General features: G+C 71.5%; 18 protein-coding genes. 14 read left to right on the forward strand and 4 right to left on the reverse strand.

What is annotated here, in order from left to right; translation table 11 throughout:
- Positions 1-16: 16 nt before the first annotated feature.
- Positions 17-487 (reverse strand): Lrp/AsnC family transcriptional regulator, encoded by a 471-nt coding sequence (locus HCN51_RS41090; protein ID WP_168017439.1) that lies wholly within the window; start codon positions 485-487, stop codon positions 17-19.
- 94 nt (positions 488-581) lie between these two features.
- Here HCN51_RS41090 and HCN51_RS41095 point away from each other — a divergent pair, with 94 nt between their 5' ends.
- The 5 genes from HCN51_RS41095 (at position 582) to HCN51_RS41115 (ending at position 8,325) form a co-directional block, all read left to right on the forward strand.
- Positions 582-1,256 carry a nitroreductase family protein gene (locus tag HCN51_RS41095; RefSeq protein ID WP_080042279.1) on the forward strand — a complete coding sequence of 225 codons (675 nt, stop codon included), beginning with the start codon at positions 582-584 and terminating at the stop codon, positions 1,254-1,256.
- An 89-nt stretch (positions 1,257-1,345) separates the two neighbouring features.
- The gene (locus HCN51_RS41100) at positions 1,346-3,175 is read left to right on the forward strand and encodes a M14 family metallopeptidase (protein ID WP_346433977.1); all 1,830 of its coding nucleotides are present in this window, start codon (positions 1,346-1,348) and stop codon (positions 3,173-3,175) included.
- Positions 3,176-3,472: 297 nt separating this feature from the next.
- Positions 3,473-5,041 carry a chitinase gene (locus tag HCN51_RS41105; RefSeq protein WP_346433978.1) on the forward strand — a complete coding sequence of 523 codons (1,569 nt, stop codon included), beginning with the start codon at positions 3,473-3,475 and terminating at the stop codon, positions 5,039-5,041.
- Complete coding sequence (locus HCN51_RS41110; protein ID WP_168017440.1) at positions 5,038-6,480, forward strand: carbohydrate-binding protein; 1,443 nt, start codon at positions 5,038-5,040, stop codon at positions 6,478-6,480. The genes HCN51_RS41105 and HCN51_RS41110 overlap by 4 nt, the downstream gene beginning before the upstream one ends.
- A 57-nt stretch (positions 6,481-6,537) precedes the next feature.
- The gene (locus tag HCN51_RS41115) at positions 6,538-8,325 is read left to right on the forward strand and encodes a chitinase (protein WP_168017441.1); all 1,788 of its coding nucleotides are present in this window, start codon (positions 6,538-6,540) and stop codon (positions 8,323-8,325) included.
- Here HCN51_RS41115 and HCN51_RS41120 read toward each other — a convergent pair.
- Positions 8,318-9,889 (reverse strand): molybdopterin-dependent oxidoreductase, encoded by a 1,572-nt coding sequence (locus HCN51_RS41120; RefSeq protein ID WP_168017442.1) that lies wholly within the window; start codon positions 9,887-9,889, stop codon positions 8,318-8,320. The genes HCN51_RS41115 and HCN51_RS41120 overlap by 8 nt on opposite strands.
- A 126-nt stretch (positions 9,890-10,015) precedes the next feature.
- Between HCN51_RS41120 and HCN51_RS41125 the strand changes: the two genes are divergently transcribed.
- Positions 10,016-11,407: a hypothetical protein gene (locus HCN51_RS41125; RefSeq protein WP_168017443.1), complete on the forward strand. Its 1,392-nt coding sequence runs from the start codon at positions 10,016-10,018 to the stop codon at positions 11,405-11,407.
- Here HCN51_RS41125 and erm read toward each other — a convergent pair.
- A complete protein-coding gene (gene erm / locus HCN51_RS41130) occupies positions 11,379-12,104 on the reverse strand; it encodes an ErmE/ErmH/ErmO/ErmR family 23S rRNA (adenine(2058)-N(6))-methyltransferase (RefSeq protein ID WP_206068484.1) in 726 nt (241 codons plus the stop codon). The two genes, HCN51_RS41125 and erm, sit on opposite strands and share 29 nt — an antisense overlap.
- Before the next feature lie 355 nt (positions 12,105-12,459).
- Here erm and HCN51_RS41135 point away from each other — a divergent pair, with 355 nt between their 5' ends.
- The 8 genes from HCN51_RS41135 to HCN51_RS41170 all read left to right on the forward strand — a co-directional run bounded on the left by HCN51_RS41135 (position 12,460) and on the right by HCN51_RS41170 (position 19,872).
- Complete coding sequence (locus HCN51_RS41135; protein ID WP_080042272.1) at positions 12,460-13,149, forward strand: response regulator transcription factor; 690 nt, start codon at positions 12,460-12,462, stop codon at positions 13,147-13,149.
- On the forward strand, positions 13,146-14,540 hold the full coding sequence (locus tag HCN51_RS41140; protein WP_168017445.1) for a sensor histidine kinase: 1,395 nt from the start codon (positions 13,146-13,148) through the stop codon (positions 14,538-14,540). Before HCN51_RS41135 ends, HCN51_RS41140 begins: the two co-directional genes overlap by 4 nt.
- Positions 14,541-14,563: 23 nt before the next feature.
- Entirely contained in the window at positions 14,564-15,097 is a 534-nt protein-coding gene (locus tag HCN51_RS41145) for a hypothetical protein (RefSeq protein ID WP_168017446.1), read from the forward strand.
- Positions 15,094-16,167, forward strand: a complete 1,074-nt coding sequence (locus HCN51_RS41150) for a peptidoglycan-binding protein (RefSeq protein ID WP_168017447.1) — start codon at positions 15,094-15,096, stop codon at positions 16,165-16,167. Before HCN51_RS41145 ends, HCN51_RS41150 begins: the two co-directional genes overlap by 4 nt.
- A 65-nt stretch (positions 16,168-16,232) precedes the next feature.
- Positions 16,233-16,895, forward strand: coding sequence for an ATP-binding cassette domain-containing protein (locus HCN51_RS41155; protein WP_168017460.1), 663 nt, complete (start codon positions 16,233-16,235; stop codon positions 16,893-16,895).
- A complete protein-coding gene (locus HCN51_RS41160; protein ID WP_168017448.1) occupies positions 16,892-18,100 on the forward strand; it encodes an ABC transporter permease in 1,209 nt (402 codons plus the stop codon). Before HCN51_RS41155 ends, HCN51_RS41160 begins: the two co-directional genes overlap by 4 nt.
- 92 nt (positions 18,101-18,192) lie before the next feature.
- Positions 18,193-19,047, forward strand: coding sequence for a hypothetical protein (locus HCN51_RS41165; RefSeq protein ID WP_168017449.1), 855 nt, complete (start codon positions 18,193-18,195; stop codon positions 19,045-19,047).
- 36 nt (positions 19,048-19,083) lie between these two features.
- Positions 19,084-19,872 (forward strand): helix-turn-helix transcriptional regulator, encoded by a 789-nt coding sequence (locus tag HCN51_RS41170; RefSeq protein ID WP_168017450.1) that lies wholly within the window; start codon positions 19,084-19,086, stop codon positions 19,870-19,872.
- Positions 19,873-19,876: 4 nt separating this feature from the next.
- Here HCN51_RS41170 and HCN51_RS41175 read toward each other — a convergent pair whose 3' ends face one another.
- Complete coding sequence (locus HCN51_RS41175; protein ID WP_346433979.1) at positions 19,877-20,881, reverse strand: AI-2E family transporter; 1,005 nt, start codon at positions 20,879-20,881, stop codon at positions 19,877-19,879.
- Between the last annotated feature and the right edge of the window lie 204 nt (positions 20,882-21,085).

Here is a 21,085-nt window from a genome sequence, read left to right on the forward strand (position 1 = left end):
TCCTGGCATCGGCCTGTCAGGGACCTGTCAGCGGCATCACACGGTGCGGCACCACCGTGGACAGCGTGATGACGGTGGTGCTGCGCCGCACCCCGGGGATCGCCAGCATCCGGTCGATGACCTGCTGCAGGTGCTCGTGGTCGCGGCCGGCGACGCGGCACAGCAGGTCGCCGGGGCCGGTCACGATGTGGGCCTCCAGCAGCTCGGGGATGGCCTCCAGGGTCGTGGAGATGGCCTCGCGGGCCGCCTGCTCGACCTCCAGCGTGGTGAACGCCTGCACCGGGTGGCCGAGCGCGGCGGGGGAGAGCACGGGGCCGAAGCCGGTGATGACGCCGTCGTCGATCATGCGGTCGAGCCTGGCCTGCACGGTGCCCCGCGCGACCCCGAGCAGCCGGGCGATCTCCAGCAGGCCGCTGCGGGGGCGCTCGGCGATCAGGCGGAGGACGGCGCGGTCGAGGTCATCGAGACCGTGGCGGCGTGCCGGCATATTCGTCTCCAAAAGAGGGTTTTGGCTGTCGATCTGGCAGCACGCAGAGGGCGCTGTTGTCAGATCGGGCAGCCGGGCCGAGACTTCGGATCCTATGGAGCATCGACACCCGTTCGTCCCCTACGCCCAGCGGCGCCACGCGCCCGAGGAGATGGTCCGGCGCGGCGAGGAGTTCCACCGGCTGGTGGAGCGGCGGCGCAGCGTGCGGCAGTTCAGCCCGGAGCCGGTGCCGTACCGGTGCGTGGAGCTGGCCGTGCGGGCGGCCAACACCGCGCCGTCGGGAGCGCACCGGCAGCCGTGGAAGTTCGTGGTCATCGGCGACCCGGAGACCCGGCGGCGGGTGCGCGAGGCGGCCGAGGTCGAGGAGCGGCAGAACTACGAGGGCGGCCGGCTGCCGCCCGAGTGGCGGGCGGCGCTGGAGCCGCTGGAGACCGGCTCCGACAAGGGCTACCTGGAGGTGGCGCCGTGGCTCGTGGTCTGCTTCGCCGAGAAATACGGGCTCCGCGCCGGCGGCGAGAAGGTCCGGCACTACTACGTCAACGAGAGCGTCGGCATCGCCTGCGGCCTGTTCATCACGGCGCTGCACGTCATGGGGCTGTCCACGCTCACGCACACGCCGAACCCGATGGCCTTCCTCAGCGAGATCTGCCACCGCCCGCCGAACGAGCGGCCCTACATCCTGTTCCCCGTCGGGTACGCCGCCGAGGGGGCCGAAGTGCCCGATCTGGTCAGGAAACCTCTGGACGAAGCCCTGATCCCATGTCCGTAAATTTGGGCCTTTCCTAGGTCGTCCTTCCTCATCACTCTCAGTTCAGGCGCGAGTCAGCAACCCCATCAGGCGCGCCTGAGGAGGACGAGGTGAAACACCGTTTAGTCATCCTGCTGGCGGCCCTCAGCCTGATCAGCCTGACCGGCATGACGGGCGCGGGCGCCACCGCCGAGCCACCGCCCAACAAGCAGTACCGCGTGTCCGGCCCGGCCGACGCCCGGCAGCGCAGTGCGGTGGCGGCCACGGGAGCCGCGATCGAGGAGGTGGCCACGGACTCGGTCCTGGTCACGGCCACGGAGGCCGAGGTGTCGGCGATCAGGCGGCTCGGCTACCGGGTGGCGGAGGTGCCGCGCCCGACACCCCCGTCCGTCGACGCGTTTGACTTCCCGCCGGCGGACTCGCAGTACCACAACTACGCGGAGATGAACGCGGAGATCAGCGCCCTGGCCGCAGCCCATCCGTCGATCTTCTCGATCCAGCCCGACTACGGCACTTCGTACGAGGGCAGGGGCCTGCGCCTGGTCAAGATCAGCGACAACGTGAACACGGACGAGAACGAGACCGAGGTCCTGTTCACCGCGCACCAGCACGCCCGCGAGCACCTCACGGTCGAGATGGCGCTGTACATCATGCACCTGCTCACCGACAACTACGGCACCGACTCCCGGATCACCAACCTGGTGAACACCCGGGAGATCTGGATCATGCCGGACCTCAACCCGGACGGCGGCGAGTACGACATCGCCACGGGCAGCTACCGCTCCTGGCGCAAGAACCGCCAGCCCAACGCCGGCTCCTCGGCCGTCGGCACCGACCTCAACCGCAACTGGGCCTACAACTGGGGCTGCTGCGGCGGCTCCTCCGGGACGACGTCGAGCGAGACGTACCGGGGCGCGAGCGCCGAGTCGGCGCCCGAGGTCAGGGCGGCGGCGAACTGGGTGCGCAGCCGCGTGATCGGCGGCACCCAGCAGATCAAGGCGCACATCGACTGGCACACCTACAGCGAGCTGATCCTGTGGCCCTACGGCTACACCTTCAACGACACCGCCCCCGGCCTGACCCAGGACGACCGGGACGCGCACGCCACGCTCGGCCAGAACATGGCCTCCACCAACAACTACACGCCCGAGCAGGCCAGCGACCTCTACATCACCGACGGCACGATCGACGACTGGCTGTGGGGCGTCTACAAGATCTTCAGCTTCACCTTCGAGATGTACCCGACCGGCTCGAACCCGGGCTTCTACCCGCCGGACGAGCAGATCGTCCCCCAGACGACCCGCAACAGGGAGGCGGTGCTGCGCTTCCTGGAGTACTCCGACTGCGTCTACCGCATCATCGGCAAGGAGGCCCAGTACTGCGGCACCGGCAACCCGCCGATCACGGTCTACTCCGACACGTTCGAGACGGCCACGGGCTGGACCGCCAACCCGGCCGCCACCGACACCGCCACCCTCGGCCAGTGGGAGCGCGGTGACCCCGAGGCCACCACGTCCAGCGGCGCCAAGCAGCTCGGCACCACGGTCAGCGGCACGAACGACCTGGTCACCGGCCGCCTGGCGGGCTCCTCCGCGGGCGCGAACGACATCGACGGCGGCGTCACCTCGATCCAGTCACCGCCGATCACCCTGCCGGCGACGGGCGCGCTGAACCTGTCGTTCTCGTGGTACCTGGCGCACGGCTCGAACGCCTCCAGCGCCGACTACCTGCGGGTGCGCGTGGTCGGCAGCACCACCGCCACGGTGCTCAACCAGGCCGGCGCGGCCTCCAACCGCAACGGCGCCTGGGCCACGGCCTCGGCGAGCCTGAACGCGTTCGCCGGCCAGACCGTCCGCATCCTCGTCGACGCCGCCGACGCCTCAGGGGCCTCCCTGGTCGAGGCGGGCATCGACGACGTGAGGATCACCCAGCAGCCGTAGCCGTCCCCCATCACTCCGCCGCACGGGATTCCGGCCCTCGTGCGGCGGAGTCGTGTTTTGGGTCGTGTTTGGGTCTTGTAAGCGTCCGGTGTCAAAGCTACGATCGCGACAACTCTTAGGAAACTTTCCTAAAAGTAATCATCAATCGGACAAAACCTAACAACCGCTGCAAGGTTACTCGCGCCGACACCCCCCAACGGCCCGTGCCATCACCTCCGCGGGCCGTGCCGTACGGCTTGCGCTCTCACCCCCCGGCGCAAGCCGTACGGCACGCACAACCCCCTGAAGGAAGAACCCGTGAGATTACGCGCGATCCTCCTGACCCTGGCGACCCTCGCACTCGGCCTCCAAGCCCTCCCCGCACACGCCGCCGCAGCCACCGCCACCTTCGTCAAGGTGTCGGACTGGGGCTCCGGCTTCGAGGGCAAGGTCACCGTCACCAACGGCACCACCACCGCACTCCCGTCCTGGAACGTGCAGTTCGACCTGCCCGCCGGCTTCACCATCCCCTCCGCCTGGGACGCGGTGATGACCAGGAACGGCCAGCACTACACCTTCACCAACCCGAGCTGGGCCGCCCCCCTGGCGCCCGGCGCGAGCGCGAGCTTCGGCTTCAACGGCAGCCCCGGCAACTTCCCCGGCATCACCGGCTGCACGCTCAACGGCGCCTCCTGCGGCGGCGGCACCACGAACCCGGGCGTGCCCGGCGCCCCCGGAGCCGTCGGCTCCACCACGACCGGCAGCTCCATCACCCTCACCTGGGGAGCCGCCACCGGAACGGTGACCGGCTACCGCGTCTACGAAGGCACCGCCGTCAAGGCCACCACCACGGCCACCACGGCGACGATCGGCGGGCTCGCCGCCTGCCAGACGCACACGTACACGGTCAAGGCGTACAACGCGCAGGGCGAGTCGCCCGGCCAGGACGCCACCGCCACCACCACGGGCTGCACCGGCGGCGACGGGACGCTGCCCCGGCACTTCCTCACCGGCTACTGGCACAACTTCGTCAACCCCGCCGTCGAGCTCAAGCTCTCGGCCGTGCCGGACGAGTACGACCTCGTCGCCGTCGCGTTCGGCGAGGCCACGTCCACCGCCGGAGAGGTCGTCTTCTCCGTCGATCCCGGGCTGGCCACCGCGGTCGGCGGCTACACCGACGCCCAGTTCAGGGCCGACGTCCAGGCCCTGCACCAGCGCGGCAAGAAGGTGATCCTGTCCGTCGGCGGCGAGGCGGGCCGCGTGCAGGTGGCCGGCGCCGCCGCGGCGACCAGGTTCGCCGACTCCGTGTACGCGCTCATGCAGAGCTACGGCTTCGACGGCGTGGACATCGACCTGGAGAACGGCCTCAACGCCACCTACATGGCGCAGGCGCTGCGCTCGCTGCGCGCCAAGGCCGGCTCCGGCCTGATCATCACGATGGCCCCGCAGACCATCGACATGCAGTCGACCGGGATGGAGTACTTCAAGCTCGCCCTGTCCATCAAGGACATCCTCACGGTCGTCCACACCCAGTTCTACAACTCCGGCTCCATGCTCGGCTGCGACCAGGCCCAGGCGTACACGCAGGGGACGGTCAACTTCATGACCGCCCTGGCCTGCATCCAGCTCGAGAACGGCCTGCGCCCCGACCAGGTGGCGCTGGGCCTGCCCGCGGGGCCGGGCGCGGCGGGCGGCGGCATCGTCGCGCCCTCCCTCGTCAACCAGGCACTCGACTGCCTGGCCAAGCGCACCGGTTGCGGGACCTTCGTGCCGCCGCGCGCCTACCCCGACATCAGGGGCGCGATGACGTGGTCCATCAACTGGGACGCGAGCAACAACTGGTCGTTCTCCAAGACCGTCAAGCCCCACCTCCAGGGAATGCCATGAAATTTCGTAGCAAACTCACCGCACTGGTGGCCGGCGTCACCCTCGCGCTGACCGGCGCCGGGCTCGCCACGAGCGCACCCGCCGCGAACGCGGCGGTGCGGCAGATGGCCGCCGCCTGGGCGCCGTGGACGTCCTACGCCATCGGCGCCGTCGTCACCTACAACGGCGTCGACTACACCTGCATCCAGGCGCACACCTCCCAGCCCGGCTGGGAGCCGCCGAACGTGCCCGCCCTGTGGAAGCAGGGCGGCGGCGGTGGCGGCGGCAACGACAGCACGGCCCCGTCGGTGCCCGGCAACCTCCGCTCGACCGGCGTCACCTCCAGCAGCGTCTCCCTGGCCTGGAACGCCTCCACCGACAACGTCGGCGTCACCGGCTACGACGTCTACCGCGGCGGCACCCTCGTCACGACGGTGACCGGCACGTCCTACACCGACACCGGCCGCGCCGCGAGCACCAGCTACACCTACACCGTCCGCGCCCGCGACGCCGCCGGGAACCTGTCCGGCACCAGCAACTCGGTCACCGCGACCACCTCGCCGGGCGGCGGAGGCGGGGAGAACCCGACGAAGATGGCCGGAGCGCCCTACCTCTACATGGGCTGGGGCAACCCGCCCAACCCCGGCACCGTCATGGACGCGACCGGCGTGAAGTCGTTCACCATGGCGTTCATCCTGTCCAGCGGCGGCTGCACCCCCGCCTGGGACGGCAACCGGCCGCTGACCGGCGGCGCCGACCAGCAGGCCATCAACACGATCAAGTCGAAGGGCGGCAGCGTCCAGGTCTCCTTCGGCGGCTGGCAGGGCAACAAGCTCGGCCCCAACTGCTCCACCCCGCAGGCGTTCGCGAACGCGGTGCAGCAGGTCATCAACGCCGTCGGCCCCGCCGTCGTGGACTTCGACATCGAGAACACCGACGAGTTCGAGAACTACACCGTCCAGGACCGCATCCTGAACGGCCTCAAGATCGTCAAGCAGAACAACCCGAACGTCAAGGTCGTCGTCACCTTCGGCACCACGACCAGCGGCCCCAACAGCCACGGCGTCCGGCTCATCAACCAGTCGAAGGCCCTCGGCGTCCCGATCGACAACTACACGATCATGCCGTTCGACTTCGGCAGCTCCAACATCTACCAGGACACCGTCAACGCCTCCGAGGGCCTGAAGAACGCGCTCAAGAACGCGTTCGGCTGGACCGACGCGCAGGCGTACGCGCACATGGGCATCTCCGGCATGAACGGCCTGTCCGACCAGCAGGAGATGACCTCCACCGGCACCTGGACCCAGATCCGCGACTGGGCCAGGTCGAAGGGCCTGACCAGGCTCGCGTACTGGGCCGTCAACCGCGACCGCCCCTGCCCCGGCGGCGGCGTGGTGTCGAACTGCAGCGGCATCGCGCAGTCCGACTGGGAGTTCACCCGCATCACCGCGGGCTTCTGACCCGCTGAGCGGCCCGCCCCCTCGTACCCCCGGGGGCGGGCCGCAGTGAGGAGACCCATGAGACTCCGAGCACCGGCGGCCCTGCTCGCCGCCGCCCTCCTCGCCTTCCACGCCACCCCCGCCTCCGCCGCCACCATCACGACAAATCCGGGTTTTGAGGACGGCCTGACCGGCTGGACCTGCTCGTCCGCCCAGGCGGTGTCGTCCCCCGTGCACGGGGGCGCCCGCGCCCTCCAGGGCACGCCGCAGGGCAACGACCTGGCCCGCTGCCAGCAGTCGGTGACCGTCCAGCCGAACACGACCTACCAGCTCTCGTCCTGGGTGCAAGGTGCTTATGTCTTCCTGGGCGCCACGGGCACCGGCGTGAACGCCAGCACGTGGGGCTCGCCGGGCGCCCAGTGGAGCCAGCTCAAGACCTCCTTCACCACCGGTGCTTCGACCACCTCGGTCACCATTTACGTCAACGGCTGGTACGGCCAGGGCGCCTACTACGCCGACGACGTGGTGCTGGACGGCCCGGGCGGAGCTCCGGACACACAAGCACCGACCGTTCCCGGCAACGTGGCCGTCGGCGGCGCGACCGCTTCCAGCCTGAACGTGACCTGGTCGGCCTCGACCGACAACGTCGGCGTCACCCGTTACGAGGTGTCCAGGGACAACGGCAGTCCGGCAACGGCCACCGGAACGTCCTTCACGGCCGCCGGCCTGAGCCCGAAAACGTCCTACGCGTTCAAGGTCAGGGCGTGCGACGCCGCCGGCAACTGCTCCGCCTACTCCACCCCGGCCACCGGCACCACGACGACCGGCGGCGGCGGGGGCGGGCTGCCGAAGCGGGTGCTGGTCGGTTACCTGCACGCCTCGTTCGCCAACGGATCCGGATACATCCCGATGAGCGAGGTGCCGGCCGAGTGGGACGTGATCAACCTCGCCTTCGGCGAGCCCACCTCCGTGACCTCGGGCGACATCAGGTTCCGCCAGTGCTCGGCCGCCGAGTGCCCCAACGTCGAGCCCGAGGCCGACTTCATCGCCGCCATCAGGGCCAAGCAGGCCCAGGGCAAGAAGGTGCTGATCTCGATCGGCGGCCAGAACGGCCAGGTTCAGCTCACCACGGCGGCGGCCCGCGACAAGTTCGTCGAGTCCGTCTCGGCGATCATCGACAGGTACGGCCTCGACGGCCTGGACATCGACTTCGAGGGCCACTCCCTGTACCTGAACCCGGGCGACACGAACCTCGCCGCCCCGACCACCCCGGTCGTCGTCAACCTCATCGCCGCGCTGAAGACGCTCAAGAGCCGCTACGGCGCGAAGTTCACGCTGACGATGGCGCCGGAGACGTTCTTCGTGCAGCTCGGCTACCAGTTCTACGGCCCCGGCCCGACCGGCGCCGCCGACAGCAGGAGCGCCTCCTACCTGCCGGTCATCCACGCGATGCGCGACGACCTGACCCTCCTGCACGTGCAGGACTACAACTCGGGCCCGATCAAGGGGCTCGACGACCAGTACCACACGATGGGCGGGCACGACTTCCACGTGGCCATGACCGACATGCTGCTGTCGGGCTTCCCGATCATGGGCAACCCGGCGAACGTGTTCCCGCCGCTGCGCCAGGACCAGGTGGCGATCGGGCTGCCCGCCTCGGTCAACGCGGGCAACGGGTTCACGAGCGTCACGGAGGTGCAGAAGGCGTTCGACTGCCTGGCCAAGGGGAGCAACTGCGGGACGTACCGGCCCCGCGGGGTCTACCCGGGCCTGCGCGGCCTGATGGCGTGGTCGATCAACTGGGACCGGTACAACGGGCAGGAGTTCTCCCGAAGCCACCGGGCCTACCTGAACGCGCTCACCTGACCAGCTGGGTCGGCTTGACCGGCAGGCCCAGGCCGGGCGGGCGGTAGGTGGGCAGCGCCTCGCCGTACTCGTGCATCCAGGCGTGGTCCACCAGCAGCCGCATCCGCCCGGCCCCGGCCGGGCCGGCGGGCTCGGCCGGCACCGTCTCGCCCGACAGCTTGGCCAGCGTCTCGGCGACCAGCTCGGGGTCGGGCGGCGACAGGTCGCAGTGCTCGTCGGGCCCGATGAGCAGGTCCACGCCGGGCGGCAGCGGGTAGATCGGCCGGGGCAGGGCCAGCACGCGCGGCGGCGGCGCCATCGGCCAGCCGGCGGCCACCGCCTCCAGCAGCACCGAGCGCGCCGACCTGCGCGCGAACAGGCCCTCCGCCAGCGCCCAGCTCAGCGCGCCCACGTCGGAGCGGTCCTCGCCGCACGCGTGCAGGCACAGGTACGGCACCAGCGGCACCCCGTCGTGCCCCGCCTGCGCCCACCCGCCGCCGCACCCGGTCAGCACCAGCAGCGCCAGCATCGCCCGGTAGGCGGTGTCGGCGTGCGGCGTCTCCAGCCGTCCCGGCACGATCACGCACCGCCCGCCGGTCTTCTCCGCCGTCACCCCCAGCTCCCGCGCCGTCTTCAGCGCCCGCGACGCCGCCACCCCCGTGTACGCCTCCTGCCAGGCCGGCGTGTACGGCTGCGCGCGGTCCTCGTACCCGCCCGGCCACACCCCCGGCAGCCCCGGCCGGGCCACCCCGTAGGCGGCCAGCAGCAGGTCGAACACGGTCGTCACCAGCTCGCCGCCGTCGCGCAGCACGGGCACGCCGCGCCGCAGGATGCCGGGCCCGTCGTCGAAGCGCGGCAGCAGCACCTCCACGGCCTCGGCGCCGTACAGGCTGAGCCGCCCGTACGCGCCGCCGGTCAGCCCGCCCGGCACGAATCCCGACTCCCGCTCGCGCAGCCGCACCAGGAACGGCAGGTCCGTGCGCTCCATGGCGTGCGCCGCGAACGGCGTCCGGTCGAGGAAGAACTCCTTGAGCAGCACGTGCCCCATGGCCATGGCCAGCGCGCCGTCCGTGCCCGGCCGGACCACCAGCGTCTCGTCCGACAGCCGGGTGGGGTGCGTGCCGATGGCGACGACCTTCTGCCCCTTGTACCGCCCGGCGATCACCCAGGGCGTGTCCGCGCTGCGTACGAGGCGGTTGTTCTCTCCCCACAGCAGCACGTGCGCCGCCCGCGCCCAGTCGTCGGGGCCCGGCCCCGAGAAGCGGGGCCCGAGCACCTGCTCGGGCGCGCACGGATGCTCGGTGAGCACCGCGCCGCCGAGCCCGCCGACCAGCGGCGCCAGCGGCGAGGTGGCCAGCGCCGCCACGTGCTCGGCCCCGTGGCAGGCCGCCGTGTACGCGATCGCCGCGGCCGTCAGCTCGGCGGCCGTGGCGTCGTCCAGCGGCACCCGCCGCTCGCCCCGGGAGCGCTGGTAGAGCTGAGAGTTCCCTGTGAGTTTCGCCCAGGCCGCGAGCGGGTCGCGCAGCCCATCTCTCATCTCGAAGTAGAGCCTGACCAGTGCCTGGTTGACCTGCGATCCCCCCATGGAAAAAGTTCAACACAGACGGTGATGTCGTATCGGGATACGTGTCGGCATGTCGGGGATAAGAATTGGAAGCCGAGCGCGTGCAGGTGGCAGTAGTCCTCCGGTTACGGCAGGCTAGAGGCCGCCATGGATTACGCAGTTCTCACGGGGATCGTCCTCGTCGCCGGTGTCGTGTTCGCTGTTGTCGCTCAATGGCGTGACTGGCGCCCGCCGCTCGCCGTCGCCATTCTCGTGGGCGTCGCCGTGCGCCTGCTCATCATGTACACCTCGGCGATCGACAGCTGGCAGCCGGTCGACTTCGTCGAGAGCTTCAAGCCGGCGGGCGAGGCGGTGCTGCGCGGCGAGGACCCGGTGCTGGCCAGCGAGGGCGGCTGGCACTTCCTGCCGACCATCCCGTACGTGTACGGCATCCTGCTGTGGCTGGGCATCCCGTGGGAGTACGCCGGCCGCCTGGTCACCGTGGTCGCCGACATCGCGCTCATCCCGCTGGTCGCCAAGCTGGCCGGCGGCCCCAAGGCGTCGCTGCGCGCCCTGCAGTACGCGCTCAACCCGCTCGCGGTGCTCATCGCCTCCGTCCATGGCCAGGTGGAGCCCGTCGCGCTGGTGTTCGGCGTGGCCGCGTTCGTGGTGGCGCGGGGCCCCGGCGACCCTGAGCGGCCGGGCCTGGTCACCGACGTGGTGGCGAAGGTGCGGGCGGGAGTGGCCGCCTACGGCGTGCGCGCCTCCGTCCCCCGGGTGATCGGCCGGGGCGGCATGCTGCACCGGGCGCTGCTGCCCGGCCCCGACGACCGCGCGCACCTCAAGCGCGGCCTGCTGGCGGGCGCGCTCATGGGCCTGGCGCTGTGCGCGAAGAGCTGGCCGATCTGGCTGATCCCCGGCTTCCTGCTGCTGCTGCCGAACCTGCGCTCCCGCATCGCCGCCCTGTTCACCACCGGCCTGGTGCCGATCTTCTTCCTCGTGACGCTGCCGATCTTCGCGGGCACGTCGATCAAGCAGCTCCCGGCGGTCATCGACACCATCCGCGACATCCGGCCCATCGTCGGCGAATGGGGCTGGACCCCATGGTTCACCGAGGGCAGCTGGGACCTGCGGCCCGAGCTGGCCTCGTTCGGCACCAACCTCATCTACGCCTGCGTCGTGCTCGTCATCCTCTGGTGGCGGCGGGCCGACCCGATCGACATGACCACGGCCATCCTGCTCATCTTCATGGTCGTCACGCCCCGGCTCGGTGCCCAGTACCTGCTGTGGTTCATGCCGTTCCTGGTCGCCCGGCCCACCCGGTTCGCCTGGCCGGCCATCATCGGCTGCTGCGTCTGGGCGGGCTACGGCTACCTCGTCATGACGCAGTTCGACGTCAACGGCTGGTGGCTGCAGCACTCGTACTGGTCGCGGGCGTCGATCGTGCTGCTGCCGATCCTCCTGCTGGCCATGCCGTGGGGCCGCCACATCGCGGCGGCCCCGGCACCGAGGTCGTCGGTCTCCCGTCAGGTCACCGGCATAGGCGCCTCCACAAGGTGACCCACTGGTCAGGGTGGACGTGCCCCACGACGGCGTCGCGGGGCACCCCGGCCGCCGCGAGCGCGGCGTCCACGCCGTCGTATCGGGCCTTCAGCGAGGCCCGCACCGAGCCGCCGACCCCGCCGAAGCCCAGCTCCACCAGCTCCTGGTAGGAGCGGCGGCCGTGCACCAGCGGCTCGGCCCTGCGCTCCAGGCGCAGGATGGCCGAGTCGACGGACGGCACCGGCCGGAAGCTCTCCCTGCCGACCGTGTCGCCCAGCCGCCAGTCGAACCACGGCCACGACTCCACCGTGACCAGGCTCCACCGGCCGTAGTCGCCGCTGCGCTTGCGGGCGTACTCCCGCTGGGTGAGCAGCGTCGCCGAGGTCAGGCCCGGCGCCCGCAGGCACCAGTCGACGATCCTTGAGGTGACGGAGTAGGGGATGTTCCCCACGACCGCGAACGGCTCGCGCGGCGCCCGCGCCGCCGTGAAGTCGCCCCGGACCACCTCGATCCGGGAGTCGCCGCGGGTGCGCGAGGCCAGCCTCCCGGCCAGCCGCGGATCGAGCTCGTAGCCGATCACCCGCGCGCCGGCCTCGGCCAGCGCCAGGGTCAGCGCGCCCTCCCCGGGGCCCGGCTCCAGCACCAGCCCTTCCGGAGCGGCCGCCTTGATCATCAGCTCGACGGCATGCCTGTCGACCAGGAAGTTCTGAGACAGCTCGCGCCGCGCCCGATCCGTGGGCGTGCGACCGCCGCCGCTGCCTTTCCTGGCCTTCTTCTGGGTGTGTGAATAGTTTCCGTGCGCGAAATTCTGCGCCACAGCACTGCCCTTCCGGGTCTTCGAGATTGACGGGTCTCGAAGGGCCCTGGGCGCGCCTGCGGACGCTTCAGCTCAGGTCAGTGCGTCAACGCGTCCGCCAGCGGGGCCAGAGCCCGGCCGTGGCGGATGCGAATGAAGACCTGGCAGGTGAACATGCATGACATGCCCGTCACGCTAGGTGGCGGATCACCGGCCGGGCAACTGAATAAAAGCTTTGAGCCCGCTTTGAAGTGGCTCAGGTAATCCTTGGACCATGGACCGACCGGCCAGGGTGCTCGTCGTGGACGACGAGCCGAACATCCGCGCCCTGCTCTCCCAGACCTTGCGTCTGGTCTCCTTCGAGGTCAGGACGGCGGAGACGGGCGCGCAGGCGGTCACGGCCGCCCGCGAGTTCAAGCCCGACATCGTCGTGCTCGACGTGATGCTGGAGGACTTCGACGGGTTCGAGGTCGCCAGGCGGCTCGGCGAGCGCGTCCCCGTGCTGTTCCTGACCGCCCGCGACCGCGTCGAGGACCGCGTGCGGGGCCTGACGCTCGGCGCCGACGACTACGTGGCCAAGCCGTTCAGCCTGGAGGAGGTCGTGCTGCGCATCCGCGCCATCCTGCGCCGCAGCCGCAGCGGCACCGCTCCCGAGCCGGAGACCGGCGTGCTGCGCTACGCCGACCTGGAGCTCGATCGGCACGCCCACGAGGTACGCCGGGCCGGCGTGCGCATCGACCTGTCGCCCACCGAGTTCAACCTCCTCGAATACCTCCTCGCGAACGCCGGCCGGGTGGTGAGCAAGGCGCAGATCCTCGACAGCGTCTGGCGCTACGACTTCGACGGCGACTCCAGCATCGTCGAGTCGTACGTCTACTACCTGCGTAAGAAGATCGACACGTACGAGCCGCAGCTCATCCACACCGTCCGCGGCGTCGGCTACACCCTCCGGACCCCGCGATGAGAGCCTGGAGCCTGCGCGCCCGCCTCGTCACGGCCGTGCTCGGCCTGGCCGCGCTCGGCCTCGTGCTGTCCAACGTCATCGGCATCGCGCTGCTGCGCGACAACCTCATGGACCGCGTGGACGCCCAGCTCCAGCAGCTCGGCAAGGTCGCCACCGTCAAGTCCATCAAGGCGCTCACCCAGGTGCCGATCACGCTGAACGACGTGCTCGCCAAGCGGATCGCCGCCGCCCAGCGCATCATGGTCTACAACCGCGACGGCTCGCTCCAGTCGAGCAGCTCCGCCTACGACGACCAGCCGCACCCCGTCATCGGCCCGATCGAGGTCGGCGTCAACGTCACCGTGCCCGGCTCCAGCGGCCCCTCGTGGCGGATCCGCGCCGCCGAGCTGCCCGACGGCGACATCCTGGTCTTCGCCCAGTCGCTCGCCGAGCTGGAGGCGACCCAGACCTCCGCCATCGCCATCGCCGCCGCCGTCAGCGCGGCCGTGCTGCTCCTGCTCGGCCTCGGCGCCGACGCCGTCGTACGCCTCGGCCTGCGCCCCCTGACCAGGATGGAGGCCACGGCCGGGCACATCGCCCGAGGCGACTTCGCCCGCCGCGTCCCCGCCCACGACCCGCACACCGAGCCAGGACGCCTGGCCGCCGCCATGAACGTCATGCTCGACCGCCTCCAGTCCGAGATCGCCGCCAGGACCGACTCCGAGGCCCGCATGCGCCGCTTCCTCGCCGACGCCTCCCACGAGCTGCGCACCCCGCTCACCTCCGTGCGCGGCTTCGCCGAGCTGCACCGCAGGGGCGGCGACGCCGCCGAGGCCATGCGCCGCATCGAGGACGCCGCCGCCCGGATGGGCGTGCTGGTCAACGACCTGCTCACGCTCGCCCAGCTCGACGAGGAACGCCCGCTCGACCGCCACCCCGTGGACCTGCTGGAGGTGGCCGCCGACACCATCCGCGACGCCCGCGTCCGCGTACCGGAGCGGCAGGTCAGGCTGGCCGGGCTGGACGGCGGCCTGGCCCCCGTCACGGTCGTCGGCGACGAGGCCCGCCTGCGCCAGGTCGCCGCCAACCTCATCGGCAACGCGCTCGCCCACACGCCCCCGGAGGCGTCCGTCACCGTCAGGGTCGGCAGCGCCGGGGGCCAGGCCGTGCTGGAGGTCGCCGACACCGGGCCCGGCGTGCCGCCCGAGCACGTGCCGCACCTGTTCGACCGCCTCTACCGGGTCGGCCAGGGCAGATCCAGGGCCGACGGCGGCGCCGGGCTCGGCCTGGCCATCGTCGCCGCCATCGTGCGCGCCCACGGCGGGCGCGTCGAGCTCGACACCGCGCCGGGCGAGGGCGCCACGTTCCGCGTACTCCTACCTGGCTCCGAGGTGACTCCCAGCTCGCTCTGAACGGCGCCCGGCAGCTTCGGAGCATGACCAGAACCGTTCTCACCGCGGCCCTCCTCGCTGCTCTCTTCTCCGGCCTGGCCGCGGGCTGCGGCGCCCAGCAGAGTGGCGGCGGCGTCGCCCCGGGGACGACCACCACCACGAGCGCGACGCCCGCCGCCACCGCCACCGCCTCCGCTTCGGCGGACCCCCAGGAGCGGGGCAGGAAGTTCGCCCAGTGCATGCGCGACCACGGTGTCCCCATGGAGGACCCCGCGCCCGACGGCAGCGGCGGCCTGTCCGTCATCGCGAAGAAGGGCGACGGCAAGACGAAGGACGCCCTCGAAGCCTGCCGCGAGCTGGCCCCCATCAAGGACCGCGACGAGCTGACCCCGGAGGACCTGGACAAGCTCCGCGAGTTCGCCAAGTGCATGCGGGACAACGGCGTCAACATGCCCGACCCCGCCCCCGACGGCACCTTCGGCGGCGCCGCCGGCTCCATCAAGCGCGACGACCCCGCCTTCACCAAGGCGTTCGAGGCGTGCCGCGCCACGTTCCCCAAGATCGGAGGAGGGAAGTGACCACGGCCGGGAGAACCGGGTCAGCCCCGCGCCGCCGCCCCCTGCGCGCCCTCGCCTGGACGGCCGGCACCGCGCTGCTCGCCGCCGCCGTCGCGGCCGCCGCGACCGGCTTCGGCGGCGCCGGCACCGGCCCCGCCGCCACCGGACGCACCCCGCCGGCCACCGCCCAGGTGACCCGCACCACGCTCACCGCCACCAAGACCGTGGACGGCACCCTCGGCTACGGCGACACCTTCACCGTCACCGCCAAGTCCCAGGGCACCATCACCTGGCTGCCCGCCGAAGGCTCCACCATCACCAGGGGCCACGCCGTCTACAGCGTGGACGCCGACCGCCGCCCCCTCCTGTACGGCACCATGCCGCTCTACCGCGAGCTGCGCGACGGCGTCGAGGGCAAGGACGTCGAGCTGCTCGAACGCAACCTGGACAAGCTCGGCTACGACGGCTTCGACGTCGACGGCACCTTCACCTGGGCCACCCGGGAAGCGGTCGAGGACTGGCAGGAGGACCTCGGCCTCGACGTCACCGGCACCGTGCAGCCCGGCGACGTCGTCGTCGCCGACGGCCGCATCCGCGTCGCCGAGCTGCGCAAACCACTCGGCGACACCGCGAGCGGCCCCGTCCTCGACGCCACCGGCACCACCCGCGAGGTGACCGTCGCCCTCGACGTCGCCGACGAGCACCTCGTCAGGAAGGGCATGAAGGCCACCGTCGAGCTGCCCGACGGCGCCACCGTGAACGGCAAGGTGAAGAGCGTGGGCAAGGTCGCCACCGAGACCACCAGCGGCAACGACACCGCCACCACCATCGAGGTGAAGGTGTCGGTCGGCGGGCTGAAACAGCCGTACGACGCCGCCCCCGTGGACGTCACCATCGTCTCCGAGCGGCGCGAGAACGTCCTGGCCGTCCCCGTCGGGGCGCTGCTCGCCCTGGCCGAGGGCGGCTACGGCGTGCAGGTCGTGGAGGGCGCCGCCACCCGCTACGCCGCCGTCGAGGTCGGCATGTTCGCCGACGGCAAGGTCGAGATCGAGGGCGTCCCCGAAGGCGCCACCGTGGCGGTGCCCAAGTGACCGCCGAGCCGTACGACGTCGGCAAGCAGTGCATCGCCGGGCCGCACGACGTCGGCAGGCAGTGCATCGCCGAGCTGCACGACGTCAGCAAGAACTACGGCGACGTCGCCGCGCTGCGCGGGGTCACGCTGAGCATCGCGCCCGGCGAGCTCGTCGGCATCGTCGGCCCGTCCGGCTCCGGCAAGTCGACCATGCTCAACATGCTCGGCACCCTCGACCGCCCCACCGCCGGCACCGTCCGCATCGCCGGGCACGACGTGGGCGCCCTCACCGACCGGCAGCTCTCGGCCCTGCGCGCGAACGTCATCGGCTTCGTCTTCCAGCAGTTCCACCTGGCCGCCGGCGTGCCGGCCCTGGACAACGTGGCCGACGGGCTGCTGTACGCGGGCCCGTCCCCGCGCGAGCGGCGGCTGCGGGCGTACGAGGCGCTGGACCGCGTCGGGCTCGCGCACCGGGTCGGCCACCGCCCGCACGAGCTGTCCGGCGGCGAGCGGCAGCGCGTCGCCATCGCCCGAGCCGTCGCCGGCGACCCCGCCCTGCTGCTGGCCGACGAGCCCACCGGCAACCTCGACTCCCGCTCCGGAGCCGGCGTGATGGAGCTGCTGCGCGAGCTGAACGCGGCCGGCACCACCGTCGTCGTCATCACCCACGACCGCGACATCGCCGCCTCCCTGCCCCGCCAGGTCGAGATGCTCGACGGCCGCGTCCTGGACGGAGCCCGCGCATGACCCGTACGGAAACCGTGCTCGTCCCGGCCCGCCTGCGGCCCCGCGACGTCGTCAGGGTCGGCGGCGCCGGCCTGCGCGCCCGGCCCCTGCGCGTCTTCCTGTCGGCGCTCGGCATCGCCATCGGCATCGCCGCCATGCTCGGCGTCGTCGGCATCTCCGCCTCCAGCCAGGAGAACCTCAACCGCCAGCTCGCCGCCCTCGGCACGAACCTGCTCACCGTCTCGCCCGGCAAGACCCTGTTCGGCGAGTCGTCCCACCTGCCCGCCGAGGCCGAAGGCATGATCGGCCAGATCGCGCCCGTCACCGCCGTCACCGCGACCGGCACCACCCAGGCCCGCGTCTACCGCAACGACCACGTCCCCGAGGCCGAGACCGGCAGCATCTCCGTCACCGCCGCCCGCCTCGACCTGATCCACGACGTCGGCGCCACCCTCACCGCCGGCACCTGGCTGAACGAGGCCACCCACGCCTTCCCCGCCACCGTGCTCGGCGCCAAGGCCGCCGACCGGCTCGGCGTCGTCCAGGCCGGTCCCGACCAGCGGGTCTGGCTCGGCGGCCAGTGGTTCACCGTCGTTGGCGTGCTCGCCCCCGCCCCGCTCGCCCCCGAGCTCGACACGGCCGCCCTCGTCGGCTGGCCGGTCGCCCAGGAGCGGCTCGGCTTCGACGGCTACCCGACCACCATCTACGCCCGCGCCCAGGAGGAACACGTCGTCGAGGTACGCGGCGTCCTCGGCGCCACCGCGAACCCCGAGAACCCCAACGAGGTCGAGGTCTCCCGCCCCTCCGACGTCCTGGCCGCCAAACAGGCCACCGACGCCATCCTCAACGCCCTCCTGCTCGGCCTCGGCGGCGTCGCCCTGCTCGTCGGCGGCGTCGGCGTGGCCAACACCATGGTCATCTCCGTCCTGGAGCGCCGCGCCGAGATCGGCCTGCGCCGCTCCCTGGGAGCCACGCGCGGGCAGATCCGCGTCCAGTTCCTCGCCGAGTCGCTGCTGCTGTCCGCCATCGGCGGCGTCGGCGGGGTGCTGCTCGGCATCGGCGTCACCGCCGCGTACGCGAGCCTCCAGGCGTGGCCGGCGATCGTGCCCGTCTGGGCCATGGCGGGCGGCGTCCTCGCCACGCTCGTCATCGGCGGCGTCGCCGGCTTCTACCCCGCCGTCCGCGCCGCCCGCATGTCCCCCACGGAGGCCCTGGCCGCGCCCTGAGGGTGTCTGATTGTTACAAGAGAACGGCTCCGGCAAGGGGATAGCTTCGCGGTCTACAACCCGGCCATCCCCTCATCGGAAGGACCGCTGTCATGGACGTACTCGACCGTGCGGAGCAGTACCTGCACCACCACGGACGGCTCATCGACAGGCTGCGCTTCGAGGCGCTGTTCAGGGGCGGCTCCCGCACCCGCGTGCTCGACGCGCTGCGCTGCTACCAGAACGAGGACGGCGGCTTCGGCCACGCCCTCGAACCCGACCTGCGCGGCCCCGGCAGCCAGCCGGAGCCGGTCGAGGTGGCGTTCTGGATCCTGGACGAGCTCGACGCGTTCGACTCGCCGCTCGTGCCCGCCGCCTGCAAGTACCTGTCCTCCATCACCAAGGGGGACGGGGGCGTGCCGTTCGTGCTGCCCTCGGTGCGCGACACCGTACGCGCGCCCTGGTGGGACAGCGACGACGACCCGCCGGGCAACCTCGTCCCCACCGCCTCCGTCGCCGGCCTGCTGCACAAGCACGCCGTCACCCATCCCTGGCTCGACGCCGCCACCGACTTCTGCTGGTCCAAGCTCTACGCGGCGAAGGAGTTCGCGCCGTACGCGGCGCGCGCGGCGGTCACGTTCCTCAACTGGGTGCCTGACAGGGGGCGCGCGGAGTCGGAGTTCGCCCGGCTGCGCGACGCCATCCTCGCCACCGTCACCTTCGACCTGAAGGCTTCGGGCCACGTGCACTTCCCGCTGGACTTCGCGCCGCAGCCGCTCCGCCTGCCCCTGTTCACCCAGGACGTCCTGGACGCCGGCCTCGACGCGATGCAGGCCGCCCAGTCGCCCGACGGAGGGTGGAGCGGCAACTGGCTGATGTGGACGCCGCTCGTGGAGCACGAATGGGGCGGCCACCTCACCGTCGCCCGCCTCAAAACCCTGCGCGCCTACGGCCGGCTGCCCGGCTGACGCGGTTCTGTCGGAGGGGTCGCGTACGTTGGGGGCATGTACGTGGAACGGCCTCCGAGCGCCGCCCTCGCCGACCGGCTCGCCTGCGGCTGGCACCGGATCAGCGAGGCCGGCACCACCCAGCTCGTGGTGCCCGACGCGTGCGTCGACCTCATCTGGAGCGCGCAGAGCCTCTACGTCGCGGGCCCCGACACGGGCCCCATGCCGGCGGCGCTCCAGGCAGGGGAGACGCTGGTGGCGGTGCGGTTCAGGCCCGGCGCGGTCGGCGACTTCTTCGGCGTGCCGCTGCACGAGCTCCGCGACCGTCGCGTCCCCCTCGACGCCCTGCCCATGGGCCGCGACCTGCTCACCCGCCTCGCCGACGCCGCCGACGTGCCATCAGCGGGAAAGCCGCGGAGCACCCCGCCGTCGCCCCACCCCGTTCTCGGAGCGGCGGCACTCGACGAGCTGCGGGCCCAGGCCGAGGCCCGGCTCCAGCTCCTCCAAGGGGCGGTCGCGAGCCGCCTGGCCACGTGGGAGGGCCGGGCGTCCGTCGACCCTGCCGCCCCCGCCATCGCCACCGCCCTCGGAAAGGGCCGCTCGGTGAGCGAGGTGGCGTGGCACCTCGGCTACAGCGAGCGCCAGCTCCAGCGCCGCAGCGTGCACGCCTTCGGCTACGCCCCCAAGACGCTCCAGCGCATCGTCCGCTTCCAGCGCGCCCTCCGCCTGGCCCGCGCGGGCCTCCCCCTGGCGGAGGTGGCGGCCACGGCCGGCTACACCGACCAGGCGCACCTGGCCAACGACGTCAAGCGTCTCAGCGGCGTACAGATGAGCCGCCTGCTCTGACCGCTCACCCGCCGCCCGGAAGCCGCCCCGAGACCAGCGCCTGCACCCATTTCGCGCTCGGGTCACTGTCGATCAGCACGGCCCGCGTCAGCAGGCTCAGCGGAATGGCGAGAATCGCGCCCAGCGGCCCCAGCACAAAAGTCCAGACAATGAGCGAGATGAACGTCATGGTGGTGGAGAGCCCGACGGCGTCGCCGAGGAATTTCGGCAGGATGAACGACTGCGTCACGACATTGATGACGATGTAGGCGGCGATGACGAGCAGCATCGTCCGCACACCGCCGTCCAGCAACGCCAGCATGGCCGGCGGCAGCAGCCCGATGACGAAACCGATGTTCGGGATGTAGTTGGCGATGAGCGCGAGCACACCCCAGAGCAGCGGCAGCGGAACGTCCAGCAACGACAGCGCCACCATGTCGAGGATCGCGTTGATGAGCCCGAACACGGTCGAGACGACCAAATAACGCCGGGTCTTGTGCGCGAAAACGGCGAGCGCGGTGACCAGTTGCGGACGGCTGCCCTCGCCGGCGGTGAGAATGCGCGACGTCCTCGGTGCGTCGAGCGACATCGCCAGCAGCAACACCACAATGAGAAAGAGCGCGGAAAGTATTCCGATCAAACTGCCGAGCAGGCTCTGCGCCAGCCCCAGCACCCGTCCAGGGTCGAACGCCTGCAAGCCCTTGTTGAGCACGTCGTTGCTGATGCCGTGCGCGGCCGCCCACCGCTCGGAGTCGGCGAGAAGCTGGTCGAACTGGTCGGTGTACGTGGGCAGCAGCGAGACGAGCTGGGTGGCCGAGATGGTGAGGATGCCGACCATGCCGAGCAGCACGAGCACGACGAGGAGGAACGGCACGGCGACCTGCAGCCAGGTCGGGGCGCTCTTCGCGTCGAGCCAGCCGCGGATGGGGGCGACGGCGATGACGAGCACGAGCGCGAGCACGACGGGGCCGGCGATGGAGGCCACCTCGCGGATGCCGAAGAGCACGACCACCGCGGCGGCGATGCCCACCAGGATGACGAGTGCCCTGGGCACGGATCGATCTCGCACGCACCCGTACCTACCCCCGCGCGGAGGGCGAACCATCGATTTGACGGTTCCCGGAGCCGTACATAGTCTTCAGCAGTCCCACCGGGACGGCGTGATCGCCGGCCCACTCGGGGGCCACCTCCAGACTCCAGTCACTTCGGTGCGGCGTGCGCGTCCACTCGGATC

The sequence above is a fragment of the Nonomuraea composti genome (assembly GCF_012034275.1).
Taxonomy (GTDB): Bacteria; Actinomycetota; Actinomycetes; order Streptosporangiales; family Streptosporangiaceae; genus Nonomuraea; species Nonomuraea composti.

Coding starts and splice junctions, on each gene's coding strand:
- HCN51_RS41090 (WP_168017439.1), bottom strand. CDS start 487: ATGCCGGCACGCCGCCACGGTCTCGATGACCTCGACCGCGCCGTCCTC.
- HCN51_RS41095 (WP_080042279.1), top strand. CDS start 582: ATGGAGCATCGACACCCGTTCGTCCCCTACGCCCAGCGGCGCCACGCG.
- HCN51_RS41110 (WP_168017440.1), top strand. CDS start 5,038: ATGAAATTTCGTAGCAAACTCACCGCACTGGTGGCCGGCGTCACCCTC.
- HCN51_RS41115 (WP_168017441.1), top strand. CDS start 6,538: ATGAGACTCCGAGCACCGGCGGCCCTGCTCGCCGCCGCCCTCCTCGCC.
- HCN51_RS41120 (WP_168017442.1), bottom strand. CDS start 9,889: ATGGGGGGATCGCAGGTCAACCAGGCACTGGTCAGGCTCTACTTCGAG.
- HCN51_RS41125 (WP_168017443.1), top strand. CDS start 10,016: ATGGATTACGCAGTTCTCACGGGGATCGTCCTCGTCGCCGGTGTCGTG.
- HCN51_RS41135 (WP_080042272.1), top strand. CDS start 12,460: ATGGACCGACCGGCCAGGGTGCTCGTCGTGGACGACGAGCCGAACATC.
- HCN51_RS41140 (WP_168017445.1), top strand. CDS start 13,146: ATGAGAGCCTGGAGCCTGCGCGCCCGCCTCGTCACGGCCGTGCTCGGC.
- HCN51_RS41145 (WP_168017446.1), top strand. CDS start 14,564: ATGACCAGAACCGTTCTCACCGCGGCCCTCCTCGCTGCTCTCTTCTCC.
- HCN51_RS41160 (WP_168017448.1), top strand. CDS start 16,892: ATGACCCGTACGGAAACCGTGCTCGTCCCGGCCCGCCTGCGGCCCCGC.
- HCN51_RS41165 (WP_168017449.1), top strand. CDS start 18,193: ATGGACGTACTCGACCGTGCGGAGCAGTACCTGCACCACCACGGACGG.
- HCN51_RS41170 (WP_168017450.1), top strand. CDS start 19,084: ATGTACGTGGAACGGCCTCCGAGCGCCGCCCTCGCCGACCGGCTCGCC.